Origin of the sequence: Pedobacter jeongneungensis (assembly GCF_000633455.1) — a bacterium.
GTDB classification, from domain to species: Bacteria; Bacteroidota; Bacteroidia; order Sphingobacteriales; family Sphingobacteriaceae; genus Pedobacter; species Pedobacter jeongneungensis_A.
Map to the genome: position 1 here is coordinate 250,205 of NZ_AYMG01000023.1, position 21,070 is coordinate 271,274.

Annotated in this window: 18 protein-coding genes; 12 read left to right on the forward strand and 6 right to left on the reverse strand. The window is 38.2% G+C overall.

Features of this window, described 5'->3' with window-relative positions; translation table 11 throughout:
• Window positions 1–48: 48 nt before the first annotated feature.
• The gene (gene ytxJ, locus U859_RS0120960; RefSeq protein WP_025145258.1) at window positions 49–381 is read left to right on the forward strand and encodes a bacillithiol system redox-active protein YtxJ; all 333 of its coding nucleotides are present in this window, start codon (window positions 49–51) and stop codon (window positions 379–381) included.
• Between the two features lie 488 nt (window positions 382–869).
• On the opposite strand, the gene U859_RS0120965 is transcribed toward ytxJ, so the two are convergent.
• Window positions 870–2,387, reverse strand: coding sequence for a malate:quinone oxidoreductase (locus tag U859_RS0120965; protein ID WP_025145259.1), 1,518 nt, complete (start codon window positions 2,385–2,387; stop codon window positions 870–872).
• 396 nt (window positions 2,388–2,783) lie between these two features.
• Here U859_RS0120965 and U859_RS0120970 point away from each other — a divergent pair, with 396 nt between their 5' ends.
• Window positions 2,784–4,085: a hypothetical protein gene (locus U859_RS0120970; RefSeq protein WP_025145260.1), complete on the forward strand. Its 1,302-nt coding sequence runs from the start codon at window positions 2,784–2,786 to the stop codon at window positions 4,083–4,085.
• Between the two features lie 97 nt (window positions 4,086–4,182).
• Here the strand turns inward: U859_RS0120970 and U859_RS0120975 are convergent, their stop codons facing one another.
• On the reverse strand, window positions 4,183–4,536 hold the full coding sequence (locus U859_RS0120975) for a VOC family protein (RefSeq protein WP_025145261.1): 354 nt from the start codon (window positions 4,534–4,536) through the stop codon (window positions 4,183–4,185).
• Window positions 4,537–4,671: 135 nt separating this feature from the next.
• A complete protein-coding gene (msrA, locus tag U859_RS0120980) occupies window positions 4,672–5,271 on the reverse strand; it encodes a peptide-methionine (S)-S-oxide reductase MsrA (protein WP_025145262.1) in 600 nt (199 codons plus the stop codon).
• Between the two features lie 272 nt (window positions 5,272–5,543).
• Here msrA and U859_RS0120985 point away from each other — a divergent pair, with 272 nt between their 5' ends.
• The 5 genes from U859_RS0120985 (at window position 5,544) to U859_RS0121005 (ending at window position 9,888) form a co-directional block, all read left to right on the forward strand.
• Window positions 5,544–6,506, forward strand: coding sequence for an isopenicillin N synthase family dioxygenase (locus tag U859_RS0120985; RefSeq protein ID WP_025145263.1), 963 nt, complete (start codon window positions 5,544–5,546; stop codon window positions 6,504–6,506).
• Between the two features lie 84 nt (window positions 6,507–6,590).
• Window positions 6,591–7,433, forward strand: a complete 843-nt coding sequence (locus tag U859_RS0120990; protein WP_025145264.1) for a DUF6929 family protein — start codon at window positions 6,591–6,593, stop codon at window positions 7,431–7,433.
• 155 nt (window positions 7,434–7,588) lie between these two features.
• On the forward strand, window positions 7,589–8,176 hold the full coding sequence (locus U859_RS0120995; protein WP_025145265.1) for a Crp/Fnr family transcriptional regulator: 588 nt from the start codon (window positions 7,589–7,591) through the stop codon (window positions 8,174–8,176).
• 72 nt (window positions 8,177–8,248) lie between these two features.
• Window positions 8,249–8,968 (forward strand): sterol desaturase family protein, encoded by a 720-nt coding sequence (locus U859_RS0121000; protein ID WP_025145266.1) that lies wholly within the window; start codon window positions 8,249–8,251, stop codon window positions 8,966–8,968.
• A 314-nt stretch (window positions 8,969–9,282) separates the two neighbouring features.
• Entirely contained in the window at window positions 9,283–9,888 is a 606-nt protein-coding gene (locus U859_RS0121005) for a tetratricopeptide repeat protein (protein WP_025145267.1), read from the forward strand.
• 203 nt (window positions 9,889–10,091) lie between these two features.
• Here the strand turns inward: U859_RS0121005 and U859_RS0121010 are convergent, their stop codons facing one another.
• The 3 genes from U859_RS0121010 to U859_RS0121020 all read right to left on the reverse strand — a co-directional run bounded on the left by U859_RS0121010 (window position 10,092) and on the right by U859_RS0121020 (window position 14,123).
• Window positions 10,092–10,613, reverse strand: coding sequence for a hypothetical protein (locus U859_RS0121010; protein WP_025145268.1), 522 nt, complete (start codon window positions 10,611–10,613; stop codon window positions 10,092–10,094).
• A 71-nt stretch (window positions 10,614–10,684) separates the two neighbouring features.
• Window positions 10,685–12,502 (reverse strand): serine hydrolase domain-containing protein, encoded by a 1,818-nt coding sequence (locus U859_RS0121015; RefSeq protein WP_025145269.1) that lies wholly within the window; start codon window positions 12,500–12,502, stop codon window positions 10,685–10,687.
• Window positions 12,489–14,123 carry an amidohydrolase gene (locus U859_RS0121020; RefSeq protein WP_025145270.1) on the reverse strand — a complete coding sequence of 545 codons (1,635 nt, stop codon included), beginning with the start codon at window positions 14,121–14,123 and terminating at the stop codon, window positions 12,489–12,491. Before U859_RS0121020 ends, U859_RS0121015 begins: the two co-directional genes overlap by 14 nt.
• A 973-nt stretch (window positions 14,124–15,096) precedes the next feature.
• On the opposite strand from U859_RS0121020, the gene mutL reads away from it, so the two are divergent.
• The 5 genes from mutL to U859_RS0121050 all read left to right on the forward strand — a co-directional run bounded on the left by mutL (window position 15,097) and on the right by U859_RS0121050 (window position 20,925).
• Window positions 15,097–16,935 (forward strand): DNA mismatch repair endonuclease MutL, encoded by a 1,839-nt coding sequence (mutL, locus tag U859_RS0121030; protein ID WP_025145272.1) that lies wholly within the window; start codon window positions 15,097–15,099, stop codon window positions 16,933–16,935.
• A gap of 183 nt (window positions 16,936–17,118) precedes the next feature.
• Window positions 17,119–17,850, forward strand: coding sequence for a rhomboid family intramembrane serine protease (locus U859_RS0121035; RefSeq protein WP_025145273.1), 732 nt, complete (start codon window positions 17,119–17,121; stop codon window positions 17,848–17,850).
• A complete protein-coding gene (locus tag U859_RS0121040; protein ID WP_025145274.1) occupies window positions 17,843–18,697 on the forward strand; it encodes a rhomboid family protein in 855 nt (284 codons plus the stop codon). The genes U859_RS0121035 and U859_RS0121040 overlap by 8 nt, the downstream gene beginning before the upstream one ends.
• Entirely contained in the window at window positions 18,697–19,809 is a 1,113-nt protein-coding gene (locus U859_RS0121045; RefSeq protein WP_025145275.1) for an endonuclease/exonuclease/phosphatase family protein, read from the forward strand. The genes U859_RS0121040 and U859_RS0121045 overlap by 1 nt, the downstream gene beginning before the upstream one ends.
• A gap of 483 nt (window positions 19,810–20,292) precedes the next feature.
• Window positions 20,293–20,925: a nitroreductase family protein gene (locus U859_RS0121050; protein WP_025145276.1), complete on the forward strand. Its 633-nt coding sequence runs from the start codon at window positions 20,293–20,295 to the stop codon at window positions 20,923–20,925.
• Window positions 20,926–21,070 lie beyond the last annotated feature (145 nt).

Below are 21,070 nucleotides of genomic sequence, written 5' to 3' on the forward strand. Positions count from 1 at the left end.
CTTTATTCAATTGCAAGTGTTGTCCTGTAAAACAATATTTATCATATCATGACTTGGGTTAACTTAACTTCAATAGAACAGCTTGATGAAATCAAAAACGCAAGCGGTTTTAGCCTTATTTTTAAGCACAGCACGCGATGCTCCATTAGTTTAATGGCTAAAAAGAATTTCGAATTTGATTGGGATGTAATTCCGGCAGATACAAAACTTTACTTTTTAGACCTGATCAGTTACCGCGACATTTCGAACAAAATTGCCGAATTATTTCAGGTAGCCCATCAATCGCCACAGATTTTATTAATTAAAAACGGAGATTGTGTATTGGAAGCCTCGCACAGCGATATTTCTGCCGATGAAGTGGCCGAAGTGATTGCAGCTTAACCATAAAAAAGATTTCAGACAAAGGGTATTCAAGCAATTGGATACCCTTTTTTGTGATTGATGTTTTTTTTAGAAAAGCAACGTCCTGTGTGTTATCGGTTGCGGTAGTCCTGCTGTACACTCTAGTCCCGATTGAAAAAAATCGGGAGCTGCCGTTCCCATCAGGTTTATTACCGAAAGGCCTGTGTGGGGGAAACATCAAACGTTCCTACGGAACGAAAAACGCCTATTAGTTTATATTACCTATGAGCCGTCCCGATGGGACGTACAACAATATACATAACAAATATACCGTTACATGCACCGTCCCAGAGGGACGCATCATGGGTAGCAAAAATAATGTTTTATTATTGGTGTCGTTCCGTAGGAACGTTTCGTGAAACAACAATTATATTGATCAGATTTCGGTTTGTGGGGACACAGACCGAGGTAACATAAAAAAGGTCCCGATTTACATCGAGACCTTCTAAAATTATAATGGTTATAGCTTAAGCTATAACCGTATTTTCTATTTTCAACACCTTTGAAGTTTTATCTCTGGTTGTTTTACAAAGCTCAGCATCCTGGGCAAGTGATTTGCCATAAGTTGGGATCATCTCTTTAATTTTAGCCTGCCATTCGTCAGTTGCAAGATCTTCAGCAAAACAACGGTTTAACAGATCAAGCATGATTGATACCGCCGTTGAAGCACCTGGAGAAGCACCTAACAAAGCTGCAATAGAACCATCGGCCGCACTAACCACCTCGGTACCAAACTCTAAAATACCACCTTGTTTTTCGTCCTTTTTAATTACCTGAACACGTTGTCCGGCATATTCCAATTCCCAGTCTTTAAGCTCTGCAGTTGGTAAATATTCTTTTAACGCTTCCAATCTATCTTCTGGCGATTGCCTTACCTGCTCAATTAAATATTTCGTTAAATCGAGGTTGTGCAATCCGGCAGAAATCATCGGACGGATGTTATTAAATTTAATCGATTTCGGTAAATCCAAAAACGATCCATTTTTTAAAAACTTGGTCGAAAAACCAGCATAAGGCCCAAACAATAATGCTTGTTTACCATTAATCATCCTGGTATCTAAATGCGGAACCGACATTGGTGGCGCACCAACCGCTGCTTTTCCGTAAACTTTTGCATGGTGTTTTTTAATAATTTCCTCATTGGTACATTTTAACCATTGCCCGCTTACCGGGAAACCACCAAAACCTTTTCCTTCAGGAATGTCCGATCTCTCCAACAATGGTAACGAGCCACCACCAGCACCTATAAATACAAATTTTGCTACACGTTTACGTTTATCCCCACTTTCAAGATCTTTAACCTTAATGACCCAGTTACCGTCCTTATTCTTTTTCAGGTCGCGGATTTCGTGGTTAAAATACGTGCTAACGTTACTTTGCTCCTTTAAGTTATTAAACATATCGCGGGTTAAAGTTCCAAAGTTGACATCAGTACCAAGATCCATCTTAGTTGCTGCAACTTTTTCGCCTTTTTTCCGGCCATCCATAATTAATGGTGCCCAGTTTTTTACCTGCTCAGCATCTTCGGTATATTGCATATCGCTAAACAAATCGCACTGGGTTAATGCATCGTAGCGTTTTTTAAGATATTCTACGTTCTTTTTCCCCCAAACAAAACTCATGTGGGGAATATTGCGGATAAAATTGCACGGGTCAGAAACCAATCCTTTATTGACCAGATAAGACCAAAACTGCTTAGATACCTCAAAATGCTCTGCAATCTGCACTGCTTTTTTAATTTCAACCGTACCGTCCTTCTTTTCGGGGGTATAATTTAATTCACAAAATGCAGAGTGCCCCGTTCCGGCATTATTCCATGCATCAGAACTTTCTGCTGCCGCAATATCCAAACGTTCGTAAATTTCTATACTTAAGTTGGGCTCTAATTGTTTTAATAAAACACCAAGGGTTGCACTCATGATGCCAGCCCCTATTAAAATTACATCAGCGTCAGTTTTACCAACTGTCTTTTTCTTTTTTGTCATCTTACTTTAAAGGAGTTACAAATTTAGAATGATTTTAAACATCCCACGAATTTTAGGACATTAAATCTTAAAAAAATTGCCTAAAAATTAGAAATATTTCCTTTTTATAGAAGCATTTATCAAAGTTTAGTCCAAAGTTTAAAGGCTTAAGCATTAAATTTTAAAAAGACATTAAAACAACATTAGAACAGTGTTATCAATCTTTCAAAAACCTATTCTAATAAGTAACATATTTTATCATCCTCCACCAAAATGGCGACATTTTTTAATAGTTTTTCAACAAAACACAAAATCAGCCAAAAAAAATCATACGAATATCAACAAACGGCTATTTATTATTTTTTTTCACGACGAAAAACTTAGTTTTATCCATCTATTTATAAAGCCATCAACCTCATGAAAAAACTAATCCTTTTTGGTACAATACTATTTTTTACCGCATGTTCCGGAGAGAAAACCGATCAGCTGCTGCTCGAACTCGACAAAAAGAAACTGGAAGAGAATATTAATTATGATAAAATTACCTTTTACAAGTTTACCAAAATAGCCGTACGCTCAACAGCCGTACAAGACACCACTCAACCTGAATATCAGAAATTCAGTAAACAGGCACAAAGTGTGGTTAAAACTTTGAATAGCATTAACGGCCACAGCAAAGAAAATATTTCTGTAATTGACGCGTTGATGGTGTATAAGGAATATAGATCGGTTAAACAATTTGTAAAAGAAACTGATGAAGATGTTTTTCCACTTTTAACTGCTGGTTTTATTGCCATGAATAACGGGGCGAGAACCCCCATTTCCTTTTTTAAAGATTTTAACAAAGCCTATTATCAAAACATAGAACATGCCATTTTAAGCATGGCTGTATTAACTACGAGAGATCTAGGACAACCCTTCGCACTCTACGAATGTGCTAAAACCCAGCCCGAGCTACTGGATGATTGTGAAATCAAAACCCTGCTCGAATTTGTCAGGGGCTTTTTGTTCTTCAGCAATAATTTATTTTACCTATCAGAAGACGGCCTTTCGAGAAACATTAAATGGCTTGATAAAAATGAGAAAATCCCATTGCCTTACACCAAATCTTTTTTTGGCTGGGGAAATTTAAATGACGAGCAAACACATGTAGCTTTTCATAGCATGAATTATATTTTCAGGGGTTTCGACCGGATGAGGATGGAGCGGAAAATAGATGAGGAAAGATCACTGGAAGATTTTGAAGCTTTTTTAACTGATATGAACAAACTCGGAATCCAGAATGAATTGGTTTGGGGAATTACGGCATACCTCAATTTAAAGAAAGAAAAGCCCGAAAAATCGCTTCCGGCACTAGAAAAATTGAGCCAAAGTCCTTTATTTTCCAATTCGGAGCGCGAAGCCTTACAACAAACTATGGTTTACGTAAAAGACCGTAAATCTGATAAAGCCTTAACGGGTGTGTATGATAAAACATTTATAGGCAAAATAGCCACAAAATATATGATCGCCCTATTGGCTAAAGTAAACTGGGAAAAACTGATGAAAGATCAGGGCGTTCCTTACACCAAAGAAGTATTTGCAGGCATCAATAAATTTAAAACGCTATCCAATTCAGTGAGTGAATATACCCAACCCTCAACGATAGAAAACGGCAAGAAGGAAATCGGCAAAAAAGGTAGCGAGCTACTCGAAAAAGCTAAAGGATTATGGAATTAATTTTTTTAACCACAAATTAAAAGGATGCACACAGATAAATGGTAATAGCATTAAATATGTGCAACCCTAACCGAGCTGATGGTTCTAAAGCCTAAAATTAATCTATATGGCTTAAAATATTGACCAACTTCCCAAAGGGATCTCTGGTATAAAAACGCCTGACACCCCATGGTTCATCGGCAGGACCGTACTCAATAGGAAATCCAGCTGCTTTCACCTTTTCCAATACCTCATTAACATTTTCAACTTCGATGGATAAATCTGGAGTGGGCGTACCTGATCCGCCTTCGGAGGCAAAACTGATCTGCACATCCATTTTTTGATCAGCGGCACCATAGGTGGCAATCCACCCATGATCCATCATCAGATCCAGACCTAAAATATCTCTATAAAAAATCGCCGCATCGGCAATTTTTTGGGTATCGATATTAAATACAATTCTTTTTACCATAAGAAACTGTAAATATAGTGTTGTCATCCTGAGCTTGTCGAAGGAACTGCTTAAATTAATGTAAGCGATTCAACAAGCTCAGCGTGACGGGTTTTAATCAAAATCTAATTTATGAGATAAACCTCATTTACCCTATTAATTTTTAAGCTTCGCTTTAAATATCTTTTCCAGTTTATCTATTTTTGGCTGGATCACCAATCTGCAATAAGGTTCGCTTCCATTTTTATTGAAATAGTTCTGGTGATAATTCTCAGCCACATAAAAGGGTTTGGCCGCTTCAATAGCGGTGACCACTTTTTTGCCGTAAGCATTGGTTTTGTTTAATTCTGCTTTATATTTTTCGGCAAGCAATTTTTGTTCAGGTGTATGGTAAAAAACTACTGAACGGTATTGTGTTCCACTATCAGCCCCCTGACGGTTTAAGGTTGTAGGATCGTGACTTTTCCAAAACACCTCCAGTAAATCATCGTAAGAAATCACCAAGGGGTTATAGGTAATTTCTAAAACCTCCGCATGTCCGGTTGCACCAGTGCATACTTCTTCGTAAGTTGGATTGGCTAAAGTACCTCCCTCATAGCCCGATTTTACCGAAACTACCCCTTTTAAACGTTGAAATATTGCTTCGGTACACCAAAAACAGCCCATTCCGAAGGTTGCTTTTTCTGTCTTTTTCCCTTGTGCATTGGCCTGGTTTAACGCCAATACAGCCAGTAGAATTAAAATTATTTTTCTCATTTTGTGTGTTTTTATTTATTTGTCGGAAATCATTCTTAAACCTTACAAGTATATTGAATGATTCATATCTAATTATACGCAAAAAAACAGGCTGTAGTTTGCATTAAATCAATAATGGATTTTGTGTGACAATCGCAACAATTTGTTGATTTCGCTGTTAATGTTAATAACTTAAAACATTGATTAACAAATTTTTAATTAGCTATTTCGTTAGCCAAATACACTTATTAACAATTCTTTTTTAAATTCGTATAACATTAAAATTTAAAATTATGTCTACACCGTATATTCCTTGTTTAGATTTAGGTTCCTACATCAATGGTTCTGAAGAAGAGCGTAAAAAGTTTTCTGACGAATTGGGCAGGGCTTTTAACGATTCGGGTTTTGTTACCATTACCAACCATGGTTTAAGCCAGGAATTAATCGATAAGCTTTATGAAAATATTAAAGCTGCTTTTTCTTTGCCAGTTGAAACCAAAAGAAAATACGAAAAACCAGAATTGGCTGGTCAACGTGGTTACACCAGCGCAGGTAAAGAAACGGCCAAAGGTGCTAAAACGCCAGATTTAAAAGAGTTCTGGCAAATTGGTCAGGAAGTTACAGACGGAGATCCGGTTAAAAACGAATATCCTAATAATGAAGTTTTGGAGGAATTACCAGATTTTAATAAAGTAACGGGCGATATCTATAAAAAACTGGAAGAGAACGGAACGCATTTATTACGTGCCATTGCTACTTATTTAGAATTGCCGATAAATTATTTCGACAAACATGTACATAACGGAAATTCGATTTTAAGAGGCATACACTACTTCCCGATCGAAAATCCTGAAATTATTCCTGATGATGCAGTACGTGCCGGCGCGCATGAAGACATCAACCTGATTACTTTATTAATCGGTGCAAGCGCAGATGGATTGGAAGTACTAACCCGCAGCAATGAGTGGTTACCGATTAAAGCACACCATACTGATATCGTGGTAAATGTTGGCGATATGTTACAGCGTTTAACCAATAACAAATTAAAATCGACCACTCACCGTGTGGTAAACCCTCCGCGCGAACTGATGAAAACTTCTCGTTTCTCTGTTCCGTTTTTCTTACACCCGCGCAGCGATATGGATTTAACCAGTTTGCCATCAACCATTGATGCGGAACATCCTAAAGCTTATAGTGATATGACGGCTGGAGAGTATTTAGATGAGCGCTTGAGGGAAATTGGATTGAAGAAATAGTCCTTAGTCGGGAGTCTCTTATAGATCGTATAAAATTAATTGGAAGCATCGGCTAAAACCGGTGCTTTTTTGTTATTTTGAGATATGCATTCAACACAACTAGAAGTTTTTGCTGAAATTGAAGGTATAGGCTCTGCTTCGGGATTATTTCTATATACAGATTTACTCTATATCATTGGTGATAACAGTGGTTATTTGAATGAATACAACATCAAGACCAAAGTGCTCCGCAAAATTCAGATCTTGTTTGATAAAGACCTGGAACAACTGGAAAATATCCCTAAAGCACTAAAACCTGATTTCGAAATTCTTTGTCAGCATGAGGATAAGCTCTACATCTTGGGTTCAGGTTCTACGCCCAAAAGAAACCTGATGATCGAATTTGACCTGAAAACTCAAAAAATTATTCAGAAAGATTTAACCGAAACTTACGGTAAATTAAAATCAACTGCCAAAATAGATGATCAGAATTTTAATCTGGAAGGTGCAATTTTTACAGGCACAGCATGGTTACTTTTTAATCGTGGTAATGGGGTTGACTCGAAGAATGGCATATTTAAAATCGAAGGAGCAAATCTCAGTAATTCAAATCAGTTCACTTTCAACAGTTTTAAACTCCCCAATATCGATCATGTAGAATCATCTTTTACTGATGCGGCCCTGGTTAAAAATGAAATATTTTTCATTGCCACAGCAGAGGACACTAAATCTACTTATGCTGATGGAGAAATTTTGGGCAGTTTTATTGGCAGCATTAACCTGCAAAACCTAAAACTAACTTTTAGCAATAAAATTTCTGGCCATCATAAGTTTGAAGGCATTACGCTGCTTCATCAAAGTGAACATGCGACAACATTTCTTTTGTGTGAAGACCGCGATACCGAAGAACTTAAAACAACGATATATAAGCTGGTTTTAAATTATTAACAAAAGGAGTTGTCAACTTTAATAGCCAGTTTGCCAGAAAGTTGACAACTCTAAAATTCTAACATTAGAATTCTTTTATTTAACAATTAGTTTTAATTAATCTATATTTGAAATGATCCCTGATTTAATGATAGCATCCTATTAAAAAAAGAACTATGCTAAAAGAGGATTATCCGGAAGGTTATCAAAGTTTATTTGCAGTTTTTAATGCCATTCATCCGCTTAGCGATGAACTAAAATCTGCCATCGTTAACCATAGCCATGTTGTTAATATCAAAAGAAAAACCACACTTTTAAATGCCGGCGAAAGCAGCAATACGATATATTTTATTGTATCGGGTGGCGCAAGGGTGTACTACCTTGATAACGACGGCAAACAAACCAATACCTGGTTTTTATTCGAACAAGAACTCCTGATTTCTGTTTATGGTTTTTTTACTGGTCAGCCCAGTTTCGAATATATCGAAACACTTGAGGATTCGGTCTTAATTGCTGTAAAGCGCGAAAAACTTGATGAAATGTACCTGCAGTTTATGGAATTTAATTTTATTGGCCGTAAACTTACGGAGTATTATTATATCCGTAATGAAATACAGGCTAATGAACTGCGGATGCTAAGCGCCAAAGAGCGTTATGAGACTTTATTGAAACGAAGCCCGCAGCTTTTCCAACGCGTTTCTTTAGGTCATATTGCTTCGTATCTGGGTATCTCGCAGGAAACGTTAAGTAGAATTAGAAAGTAATTTATTTTTTTGACTTTTATCAAAAGTCAAAAACCAACCAACCTCTAGATTTGATAAATAAATTTCAAATCTATGTTAGTTATAATTTTTATTGTATTCGGATGCTGTTTTCTGATTGAAAGAATTAAACCAGGCTGGAAATTACCAAATGTATCCACATGGACCATCAGGGTTTTAGGCGTTAATTTCATACAACTTAGCATTGTTGTATTGGCAGGCTTTACCTGGGAAAAATGGCTCTCTTCAATTTCGGTATTCCATCTTTCACATCATGTACCCAACTGGCTCGGTGGAATTATTGCATACTTCATTGCAACCTTTATTTTTTACTGGTGGCATCGCTGGAGGCATACTATAGATTTTTTATGGCTAGGCTTTCATCAGATCCATCATAGCCCTCAACGGTTAGAAGTGATTACTTCTTTTTATAAACACCCTTTGGAGATGACTGTAAATTCAATCATCGGAAGCCTCTTAGTTTATACTCTATTAGGATTAAATCCCGAAGCCGGAGCCATTTACACCCTATGCACCGCATTAGGCGAATTTTTCTATCACACCAACGTGAAAACCCCGCAATGGATCGGCTACATTTTTCAAAGGCCAGAGATGCACCGCATTCATCACGAGTACGAAAAACATAGTAACAATTATGGAGACATTGTTTGGTGGGATATGTTATTCGGAACCTATGAAAACCCAAAAGAATTTAAAAGTTCGTGTGGATTCGACAATGAAAAGGAACAACGATTATTTGATATGATAAAGTTTAAAGATGTACATAAACACTAACGGTTATTTTAATTGATAACTATCGTCAACATAATCAAAATTAAACCAACATGAAAAATTGGCATTTTGAAGAAACAAAAAGCAATTGGTGTCTGGAATTAAACTGCTTCAAATTAAACTGCTTCAATTACAAGAGTTCTCAATTTCACCTTAATGTTCTTCACTTCTTAATGGTCAAACATTAAAACTAAACACTTTATTGTTTGACCACCTACTCCACCTTAGCACCTTAATTTCATCACGCTGATATATATTTTTACAAAGCCCACCTAAAAAATTAATTTCATCTATCTTCGAAAAAAAATAAATAACCTATGTACAAACGCTTATTAACACTCTTATTTGCATTAGCAGTTACACAAATCAGCTTCGCGCAAAACAAAAGCATTAAAGATCTTTATTGGGATTATTCTCAAATCAGAATGACGGATACCGAAAAACCAAAAGTTATCCAAATGGCAGAAGAGCTAATTAAAAGAACTCCAGAACTTAGCAAAACCCAGTTAGGCAATGTAAGTTATCATTTAGGAAGGCTTTATGAAGAAACCGGGCAAACAGAAAAGGCTATTCCGCAATATGAAGAAGCTATAAAAATTACGCCTGCTTATTATGTCCCATACCGTGCTTTAGGTTTTATTTTCGTTAAAAAATGTAATGCCATCGGAGCAAAAATGAATGAGGCAGGAAAAGCAAAAGATTTAAAAGCACATGGCGAGCTTTATGCCCAGTATAAAGTGTCGGCACTTAAAGCATTGCCATATCTGGAAAAATCGCAAGCCTGCGATCCGGACGATGAAACTAAAACCATTATCACAAATTTATACCGTAGTCTTAAAGATAATGGCGCTATTACTTCACTTGATGAAAGATTAAAGAAGAATGCAGAAAATTGTGTGAGTTTATTGGAAGATGAGTATTAAAATGCTTTAAGGTAAACTATTTGAAATCATCAAAGGTTCAAACCGTTGCTTAAATCAAAATCCAAATTTCATCTCAATGTTCTTCATTTCTTAATGGTCAAACATTAAAACTAAACTTTATTGTTTGACCACCTAAGCCACCTGAGAATACCTAAGCTTTGGGCATTAGTCATCGGTCTCCCGTCCCCGGACTTTCGGACTATTTAATTTTTCAATAAACTTCTCACCGTCACCTGTGGCACTTCTCCAGCGGGCACAATAAAAATCGCATCGTTTTCGATTACCTGTCCTTCATCAAAATAGTATCCGGCTGTAACTGGCAGAATCGCTGTGATTGATTTTCCGTCTTTATCTTTTGTAGGATAGGTGACATTAATTAAATGACTTTTCATGCTCACCTGAACTTTTTTTGAGGTTAACCTCGCGCCTGTGGCATTCACACAATCTAATTCTATAATTTTCGAATTACTGATCCCAGACAGGTCCAATGAACTGGCCAAACGGATGTTAAAAGATTTGCCGGTATTGTTTTTTATAGAGGCTAAAACTTTATAGCGGTCGAAATCCTGATCCTTTATAGTTAACTTTTCTTTATTGGTAACCGAATAGGTTACAGCAATTCCATTTACATTTACGGTTACTCCATCTTTAATCTGCTGTGCACTAGAGACCGAAACTGTCGCCAAAAAAGGCAATAAAAAAGCTAAGGTTTTAATTAATTTCATAGTATTCTGTTTTAGGTTTGTGTTCTGAAATTACAAATAAAAATAAACCTGATCAATGATTGTAGATCATTCTATTTCTTCGATTCGTCGATTGCTTTGTTTACCACATCCTGTATTCTACCTCTGATTTTCAGGTTAGAAAGTTTGTCGGTAACGGTAGGATTAACCCGGTTCGACAGAAACACATAAACCAAGCCGCGTGATGGATCTACCCAAACACAGGTTCCGGTGTAACCGGTATGGCCATAAGTTTGTGGTGAAGCTAAATCAGAAGGATAATGTTTGGTGCTATCCGGATCCCAGCGATCGAAACCTAAACCCCTGCGGCTTACATTCGATTGTTTTGAAGTAAACATATCAACCGTTGAGTTTTTGAAATACTCCACTCCACCATAAGTACCACGGTTCAACAACATCTGATAAATAATGGCCAGATCGTTGGCACTGGCGAATAAACCAGCATGCCCTGAAACTCCGCCTGCCAAAGCTGCGCCCTGATCGTGCACATAACCTACAAGCAAGGTTTTTCTGAAATACTTATCATCTTCTGTCGGGATAATCTGCTCTGGCTTAAAGCGGTTACGTGGCAGAAAACCTGCAGTTTGCATCCCCAGTGGTTTATAAAAATTTTCATAAGTGTACTGATTGAGCGGTTCTTCGCTAATGTGCTCTACAATATCTTTCATTACATACATGCTGATGTCGCTGTACACATATTTACCCCGTGTTTTAATGGGCGAATTGAGCATCTTAGGCCACATAAAATCTTTAAAAAAGCCTTTTTTGATGTAATAGTTATCGGCCACTTTGGTTGGGAAGGCAGCAGATGAATCTCTACTGTAATCGCCGGTTTTCACATAATCATGAAAAGGGATATAAGGAATAAAACCCGCCTGGTGCAACATCACCTCGCGCACCTGAATATTATTCATCGGCGTAGTGCGTGCTTTAGGGATGTAAGCGCCAATGTTTGTATCCAGCTTTAGTTTTCCTTCTTCAACTAAACGCATTACTGCAGGAGTGGTTGCGGTTACTTTGGTTACTGAGGCCAGATCGAAAATATCGGTTACTTTATCAGGCACATTGGTATCGTAAGTATGCGTACCATAAGCTTTATTAAAGATTACTTTACCATCTTTAGCCACCAGCACCACCAAACCAGGGGTGGCTTTCTGACTGATTGCTTCTGCAGCAATGGCATCAATTTCTTTTAGGTTGTTGGAGTTCAAACCCGCATCTTCGGGTACAGTATATTTTAAGCGGGTAGCGGTTGTAGTAAAGCCTGAACCCATGGTATAACGGGCAGAATAAGCAGTAGTTAACTTATTGGAAGCGGCAATACCTCCAAAAATATATTGTGGAACAATCGCAGCGGCATCGGCATTGTTCTGTGCTGTCCATATAATCGGCGATTGCAACTGATCGAATGATTTTAAACCTGGCCCGTTACCAAAAAAGGAAATGATTACCTGTTTATTCTTACTGATGCTGTTGATAAAGTTGATATATTTAGCTTTGCCTACGTTCTGGTCGTCAATACTAATTAAAATGGTGTTGAAATATTTAAGATCGTCTTCGAGATCGTTCAGGTTTACACTGTCTTTATAAGAATCTGCAGAAAACGAGGTGATTTTATCATACTTATTTGCCAAACTATCGAACACATTGCTGTATGCAAAACTCAGGCTAACAGAAGCGATATTTTTATTTTCAAGCGATTTTAGCGGAATAATAGCATCCTGGTTATTTAATAATACGGTTGTGTTTGAAATGGCATTGGCAATGGAAAGTTTTTTCTCATTTGTGGTATGCTCCTGCGCGCAGGCCATTAAGCATAAAACATTAAAAAAACTCGCCGCAGCCAGGATATACAATCTATTTCGCTTCATATACTTTTTCTCCGTTCAAATAGGTTTTTAAGACTTTGGTTTTTAATATGTTCTGTGGTGTTGATTTTAAAATATCATGATCGAGGATAACAAAATCGGCTAATTTGCCTTTCTCCAAACTTCCTTTCTCCTCTTCTTCAAAATTGGCTTTGGCGGCCCAAATGGTCATTCCGCGCAGGGCTTCTTCGGGTGTTAAGGCATTTTCCATCTGAAAGCCCCCTTTCGGAAAGCCTTTTGCATCTTCTCTCACTGTTGCTGCATAAAACGTTAATAATGGATTAATGTTTTCGACCGGGAAATCGGTACCCAACGGAATCCAACCATTTTGCTTTAACAATTGTTTGTAGGCATAAGCACTTTTTAACCTTTCGGCACCTAAACGCTGCCCGGCCCAATACATATCAGAAGTAGCATGTGTGGGTTGAACGGAAGGAATAATACTGGCTTTGCCGAACAGATCAAAATCTTTAGCGTTAACCACCTGCGCATGTTCGATACGCCAGCGCTGATCATTTTTACCTTTTAAAATTTTATTGTAAATATTCAGGATTACACGGTTGGCCGAATCGCCAATGGCATGGGTACACATCTGGAAATGGTTGGCAGCAATTTTTTTAGCCACTTCTTCAAAATGCTTTTGATCGCTTAGCAGAAAACCGCTTTTATTTGGCATATCGCTGTAAGGATGGGTTAAACAGGCACCACGAGAGCCTAAAGCACCATCAGCATACACTTTAAACGCCCTTACATTTAAGCGGTCGGTTTTAATTGGCCCACGACTAAAAAGATATTTATAATTATCAGGCTCATCAGAAAGCATGACGTATAGTCTCATTTTAAGCTTTTTCTCTTTCTGCAGTTTTTCGATAAACTCTACAGCCAAATAACTTAAGCCGCAATCGTCAATGGTAGTCAACCCAGCGGCGAAGCAATTTTTCTGTGCATCTATAAATATTTTTTCGGCTAATTTGGCATCTGGTGAAGGAATTTTACGTTCAACCAGGGCTACCGCATTATCGATTAAAACCCCGGTCAGTTTCCCATTTTGGCTCAGCATATCGCCTCCCACCAATTTTTGTTCGCCTTTAATGCCAGCATCATCTAATGCTTTTTGGTTGGCAATGGCGGCGTGACCATCAATACGGTTCAGAAATACAGGGCGCTCGGGAAAAAGTGCCGTCAGTTTTTCGTTGGTGGGAAAACCTTTATCAGCCCAATCGTTTTGATCCCAACCATTACCAATTAGCCAACCATCGGGATGGGTTTTGGCAAAAGCAGTTAAACGGGCAAGCACTTCATCCCAGGATTTTGTTTCCCTTAAATCAGCCGTTTGCAAACTTTGCCCATAACCGTAAAAATGAGCATGAGCATCTATAAAACCTGGATAAACGGCTTTGCCCTCTGCGTTGATTTCTTGTTTAGAAGTATATTTCCCTTTGATATCGTCACTTTTACCCAACGCCAGGATTTTACCATTCTTCACTGCGAAAGCCTCAACCGTATCAAACTTACTGTTAACGGTATATACTTTGGCGTTATAAACAATTACATCAACTGCTTCTTTTTTGGTGCAGGAAGTAAACAGTAAAGCCAGAAAAAGGCTGTATAGAATGGATTTCATATCGATAAAGATAGAAAATTGAAAGCATTTGCTTTTGTAAATTCAGCTTTACAGAAAGGATTTGTGCCCCTGGTTTTGGCGTTGCCGCTAATACTAGTGACAATTAGTTTTTTTGCCACAGATGTACACCGATAAACACGGATTTTTTTATACTATACCAAGGTCTGTGTCCTCACAGACCTGTTGAGTTCTAATCTTCGCGTCCCACTAAAAACTTGCGACAATTATTTTTTTGCCACGGAGACACAGAAAACACGGAGAATATATCTTGAGTTGAATAAATGCTGATAAACTAGCGAAAAACCCTTTACGTTCAGAACCACAGCCCCATGTAAAATAAACCTGATGGGAACGGCACCTTTTTGGCTGTCACCCTGAGGGATAATTTATTTCATAAAAATCGATATAAATGGCGTATTCAATTGATTATTTTCTGCCCACTGCACATTCTTGCCTCGGCTCGCCGCCGCCGAAGGGCTCTTTCTTTTTGGCATCAAAAAGAAACAAAAAATGCCGGCTGAAAATTTTTCTTTCAAAGCCAGTAGGCTGGCAGGGTCAGTAGAGCCCGAAAAATTTGTTAGGCCGGATTTAAGTAGAACGGAGATGTGGTGCTTTGGCCTAGCTGGACGGGAAATGCATAGCTCCATAAATTGCTCATTAATAAACAATTACAAAATAACGTCAATGATAGCGGAGTCGAAGGGTAGCCAAAAAGGTACAGTGTACAGCAGGACTACCGGAACCGATTGGTGCAGAACCCTGCTTTTCAAAAAAAATTAAGAAATGGAAGCGTTGGAAATCAATTATTCCTTGCACAGATCCTCCGACTCCGCTCAGGATGACAATTTATGCAAAACTGTCTGCTAAGCAATTAATTCTATTTACCTACAGTCATTTACATGTTGAGTTTTAAACAAATCGGGTTCATTAAGCTTATTTTGCATAATTTAGCGAATTCACTTTGCCTTAATACATGACTGATATTATTCACTTATTGCCTGATGCTGTTGCCAATCAGATTGCTGCCGGAGAAGTTGTACAACGACCTGCCTCTGCAGTGAAAGAATTGCTCGAAAATTCGATAGATGCCGGCGCAGATAAAATCCAACTGGTGGTAAAAGATGCCGGTAAGGCACTGATTCAGATTGTTGATAATGGCTGTGGGATGAGCGTTACGGATGCCAGGATGTGTTTCGAACGCCATGCCACCTCAAAGGTGAAAAAGGCGGAAGATCTGTTTGCCATCCGTACCATGGGTTTCCGTGGCGAGGCCATGGCTTCTATCGCGGCAATTGCGCAGGTAGAAATGAAAACACGCAGGCACGAGGATGAAATTGGCACCTGTATTTCTATCGAAGGGGCGCAAGTAATTAACCAGGAACCTGTAGCCACATCGCCAGGAACACAGATTTCGATTAAAAATCTATTTTTCAACACCCCTGCCAGAAGGAATTTCCTTAAAAGCAATCCGGTAGAAATGCGCCATATTCTGGATGAATTTCAACGGGTGGCCCTGGCGCATCCGGGTGTATTTTTTAGCCTTCACCACGATGGTGTTGAAATATTTAACCTACCTAAAGGCAATTTAAAACAACGGATTGTCCATCTTTTTGGCAATAATTATAATGAGCGTTTGGTTCCGGTTGAAGAGGAAACAACCATCATCAACCTTAAAGGTTACATCGGTAAGCCTGCTTTTGCCAAGAAAACCAGGGGCGAGCAGTTCTTTTTTGTAAATAATCGTTTCATTAAAGATCCTTATTTAAACCATGCAGTAAGTTCTGCTTTTGAGGAGTTATTACCTGATGATAGTTACCCGCTTTATGTGCTGTTTATTGAGATTGATCCTTCGAAAATTGATGTAAACGTACATCCAACCAAAACCGAGATTAAATATCTGGACGAAAAATCCATTTATGCGATCATGAAATCGGCGGTAAAACGTTCCATTGGTCGTTATAATATTGCGCCAACCTTAGATTTTGATCAGGAAACAGGCTTTAGCAATATGATTACGCAAAAAGCGGTTGAAGATATTGTACCACCAAGTATTAATTTCAATCCTGATTTTAATCCTTTCGCAAGCGATAAAAGTTCGGTATCGGGCTACGCTTCATCGCCAAGAAATTATGATGCAAAACCAAGTGCAAAAAACTGGGGTTCGCTTTACGATATCACTGAACAACCTGTTGTAGAGCAGACTTCGATTTACGAGGACGAAACGATTTTAGAAACAAAGCAAAAGCAGTACATGCAATTGCACAACAGGTATATTGTTTCTCAGATTAAATCGGGATTGATGGTAATCGATCAACAAATGGCACACGAGCGGATCCTTTACGAACGTTTTCTCGTACATCTGGATGACCGCAAAGGTGCGTCGCAGCAAAGTTTATTTCCCCAAACCATTACGCTTAATGCCAACGATTTCGAACTGGCTAAAAGTTTACTGGACGATATAAAAAGTTTGGGCTTTGATGTACGCGAATTTGGAAAAAATACGTTGGTAGTAGAAGGTGTTCCTGTTGATTTAGGGAGCAGTAATATTAACGAAACACAGTTGTTTGAACAATTGATTGAGGGCTTTAAGAACTCGCAGCAGGAATTAAAACTGAGCAAACGCGACAGCTTAGCCAGAAGTTTAGCCAAGAACAGTGCCATTAAAGCAGGTACAAGCCTTGGTCAGGAAGAAATGAATACGCTGATTGATGAACTTTTTGCCTGCAAAACCCCTAACTTTAGCGTGAGCGGAAAACCGGTTATCCAAACCATTACTTTAGCGGAACTGGATAAGAAGTTTGAGAAGAGTTAACAGTTTGGAGTCCTAAGTCAGGAGTCTTTAGTCGAAAGACGGAGGTCAGAATGCCGGAGATGGGAGTTTGGAGATGGGAGTTATGGCCGATTAACCGATTTAAACAATTAACCAGTTAACCCAATGAACAATTTTCAATTAACCGATTAACCAGTTTAAACAATTAACCCCTTTTAAAATTAAATGAACAACATACATATTCCACCAGTAGTAAAAAACCTACTGATTATTAACATTTTATTTTTCGCAGCTACTTATTTATTAACCAGGCTTCATCTCGATGATATCCTGGCAGTGTATTATTTTGATTCGCCAAAATTCGAAATATGGCAGCCCATAAGCTATATGTTTATGCATGGTGGTATAGCCCATATCTTTTTCAATATGTTTGCATTATACTCTTTCGGAAGCTTATTAGAATCAAGGTGGGGAGCCAAAAAATTTATTATTTTTTATTTTATTACAGGCTTAGGTGCGCTTGCGCTGCAATGGGCTGTACAGGCTTATGAAGTACATCAGATTATAGGTAGTATTACCAATAACGGCAAGGTAAATTTAGCGGCATTATTACAGGGAGAGTTTAATACTAAACAACTTTCAATGGCACAGGCGGTAACCCTGCGCAGCATTTATTTTGGTGGAATGTTAGGCGCATCAGGAGCCATTTTTGGCTTATTGGTTGCTTTTGGTATGTTGTATCCAAATGCAGAATTATTAATCATGTTTATCCCTATTCCGGTAAAAGCAAAATACATTATACCTATTTATATCCTTCTGGAGTTATCTTTGGGTGTAGCACAGTTTGAGGGTGATTCTGTTGCACATTATGCTCACCTGGGTGGTGCTTTAATTGGCTTTATACTCGTTAAATTATGGAAAGATAAAAACGATACATTTTATACACTCTATGAATAATACTTTCAAAGATTTAAAATACAAGGTTTTTCAATCTGGCAACCCAGTATTCTTTTACATTGGGATTAATGTGCTGTTGTTTCTGATTATCGCTGTTATTGGTGTATTTAGCTGGCTAAGTGGCAAAGGAGATTTGATCAGTCCGTTGGTTAGGGAGTATGTAGGTTTACCCGCAAGCATTTCTAAATTACCAGAACGTTTTTACACGGTATTTACCTACATGTTTATTCATGATGGGATTCTTCATATCCTGTTCAATATGCTTGGTCTGTATTGGTTTGGCAGTATATTCATGAATTTCTTAAAAAGCAAACAGTTCCATTTTGTGTATCTGGCTGGTGGATTATTTGGTGGTTTATTTGCAGTAGCTGTATTGAATATATTCCCGGTATATGCAGGTGGATTAGCTGGTGTAACTATTGTTGGCGCCTCTGCTGCGGTAATGGCCATCATTTTTGCTGCGGCAACGTTGGTTCCTAATTATACCATTATGTTGTTCATTTTTGGGGAAGTTAAAATTAAATGGATCGCCATTGTTTATTTTGTTCTCGATTTTCTAGCCATCGGTTCGGTAAATGCTGGCGGGAGCTTAGCCCATATCGGTGGTGCCTTGTTAGGCTTTGTTTTTATTAAACGCTTGCAAAGCGGAAACGACTGGAGCAAGCTTTTTGAGCGCAAACCAAAACTAAAAGTAGTACGCAACGAAAAACCGGTAAAAAAGCCAGAGTTTAAAGGTGGTGTTTCTCAACAGGAAATTGATGCCATTTTAGATAAAATATCTACTTCAGGATACGACAAATTAAGTGCGGTAGAAAAAGAAAAACTGTTTAAGGCAAGTAAAGATTAATGGCTACAAAAAAGAAGAAGTATAGTTTTCTGGATAAACTCCTCCTGCCCATTGCAGTTGCGCTGGCCATAGCCTTGCTTTTGGGCGTGCTTGCCGGAAATATGGATCCACGTAAACATGCGCTGATTGCTTTTTTTGGCCTTGCCTATCCCTTTGTTTTATTTGGCAATATTATTTTCCTGATCTGGTGGTTTTTAAGCAAAAAATGGGTTTTCGCAATTACAACCGTTCTGGTTATTGCCATCGGAGGTAAAACGTTAAAGGCAACCTTTGCTGTTGGTGGTGATGAAGGTCCGGTTGAAAGAACCGACAATAGCATCAGGATGATGACCTACAATGTACATAGTTTTAAACTTTACGGCGAAGACAATACCGAATCGGTAAAGGAAAAAATGCTTCAGGTGGTAAAAGACCAAAATCCGGATATTATCTGTTTTCAGGAATTTTTTACACGTTATAAAGGGGCATTTGATACTGTTGATAGTTTAAAAGCATTGCTGAACACCAAATATTACTACTTCGTTCCAACCAATAAGAATGACTACGAAGCCACTGGTTTGGCTATATTTTCTAAATTCCCCATTAAAAATTCAGGTAAGATCCCTTTTATGGAAGGGCTTGCGGGCAACATGAGCATTTATGCTGATTTAAACATTAAAGGAAAAACACTAAGGGTTTATAATGTGCATTTCCAGTCTATTTCTTTTGAAAAACAGGATTACGAGTATCTGGATAAGGTAAAAGAAATGAATACGCAGCTAAAACCATCCAAAAGGATCTTAAGCATGCTGAAAAATGCTTTTTTGAAACGGAGCGGTCAGGTAGATATTATGAAAAAGGAAATGACCGCCTGTAAAACACCCTACCTTATTGCAGGCGATTTTAACGATACCCCAGCATCTTACGTGGTTACCCAGATTACGGCTGGTTTGAACAACAGTTTTATAAAAAAAGGAAATGGTTTTGGCAAAACCTATAATGGTAAATTCCCCAATTTCCAGATCGATTATATTGCTACTTCTAAAGAACTAGAGGTGCTAAACTACAAAATTACCCAGGCCAAATTATCCGATCATTTTCCTGTACGGAGTGATTTGAGGTTTGTGCCTTAATTTCTTAAAAGATTTTAATATTCCCGTTGACTGAAGTCAACGGCTAAGAATTGCTTCCTCTTACCTCGTCGCTGTTCTGAAACTTCAGAGTACTGCTTCAACCGGGGCTAAAGGGCCAAAACCGCATTCCATTTTTTGGTTTACAGAGTGCAGAACCCTTGTTCATAAACCCGATTAAGCGGAATAGCCCGCAGCGCAGCGAGGACTATAAGCGAAAGCGGGGCTGTAAGCTGCCAAGAACCACAAACCGATCATTTCCTAATCTTAATAGATTTCTTTCATCATTCGTCGTTCTAAATTCTATTTCAGTCGGTGAAGCATCTACCTATAGAATATTCTTATGGTTCGTAGAGACACAAACCATGGAAATGGAAAATGACGACTGAATTACTAGCTATTTTATTTTCTTACCATACATCAACATTACACTTAGGGCTTATCTGCATATTTGCCATGTAAAATTTAAAAAAATCATCAAAAGATATGAGTTTAATAGATGCCCTAAACTGGCGTTATGCCGTTAAGAAAATGAACGGTCAACCCGTTGAACAAGAAAAGGTTGATAAAATCATTGCTGCTGCACACTTAGCACCAACTTCATCAGGTTTACAACCTTTTAAAGTAATTGTGGTAACCAACCAGGAATTAAAAGAAAAAATTGCACCGATTGCTTTTAATCAATCGCAGGTAATTGATTCTTCTCACCTATTGATTTTCGCAGCAAATGAAAATTACACAGAAGAAGGAATTGATGCTGTTTTTAACAGAATGAATACTGAGCGCGGCTTACCACTAGATGCAACGGATGCCTACAAAACACAATTAAAAGGCATGATCTTATCGAGAACTGCTGAAGAAAACTTTAACCATGCTGCCCGTCAGGCTTATATTGGTTTCGGTATTGCCATTGCAGAAGCGGCTTTGTTAAAAGTTGATGCTACGCCAATGGAAGGCTTTAACGGTCCGGCATTAGATGAACTTTTAGGTTTAGATAAAAAAGGCTTAAAAAGTGTTACTTTATTACCACTAGGAAACAGGGACGAAGCCGGCGATTGGTTGGTAAACCTTAAAAAGGTACGATCACCTAAAGAGGAATTTTTGATCGAATTTAAATAACAGGCAAACACCATTATATTTAAAACGGGCCGCTTTTTTAGCGGCTTGTTTTGTTTATAGGGTTCATCATATCGAGTATCCCATAACAAAAATCCGTCATTGCGAACTGAAGCACCGCCAGTGGGTTGGCGTGAAGCAATCTTTA